This window comes from Mesorhizobium sp. M4A.F.Ca.ET.050.02.1.1, assembly GCF_003997725.1.
In the GTDB taxonomy this organism is placed as follows: Bacteria; Pseudomonadota; Alphaproteobacteria; order Rhizobiales; family Rhizobiaceae; genus Mesorhizobium.
The window spans coordinates 1-664 of sequence record NZ_RZSG01001386.1 but is presented as its reverse complement, the minus strand read 5'-3'; the positions used below and the strand labels follow the sequence as shown (position 1 = coordinate 664).

General features: G+C 59.5%; 1 protein-coding gene. It reads right to left on the bottom strand.

What is annotated here, in order from left to right:
• On the bottom strand, positions 1-429 hold a 429-nt coding region (locus tag EOA33_RS37680), incomplete at its 3' end, for a L,D-transpeptidase (protein WP_126054133.1).
• Positions 430-664: the final 235 nt, after the last annotated feature.

The window sequence follows — 664 nt, the reverse complement described above, 5'->3', positions numbered from 1 at the left end:
GTCGGTGACGACGATGCGCGTGTTGCCGTAGCCCGCTTCGCGCACCATCGAATAGAAGGTCGCGGCGTTGGCGGTGTGCAGGCGCACGCAGCCATGCGAGGCCGGACGCCCGAGATACTTCACCGCGCCGGTGCCGTGGATGGCGTAGCCGCCACGGAAGAACACTGAGTATGGCATCGGCGACATCTCGTATTTGCGCGAATACCACATCCGGGCCGTCCACTGCGGGCGGTAGCTGCCGCGCGGCGTGAAGTAACCCTTGCGGGCGGTGGACACGCTCCAGCGGTACAGCACCTGGCCGTATCTGCTGACGGTCATCGTTTGTGAGGATACATCGATATTGGCCACCAGGGCGGCAGCCTTGCCTGCGACCGAGGTGCCGAACAGCGCGGTCGCCAGTATCGTTGCCATGAGAACAGTCTTTTTCATGCGATCAAACCCCTTTGATTGCCCCTTGCATGCCTGCCATCACGCGATTTTTCAGCATTTTAACGGCAGGTGAATGAAGTAACACACACTCGTTGATGAATTCGCCAATCCAAAGCAGCGAATTTGAACGAATTTCCCGCCATAGTTGCCGCCGCGACACGTAGTTTCAACGACTTCGCCGTCGCGCTTGCCAGTCGCCCGCTTCGCTGCTCAACTTCAGGAATGACCGAACGAC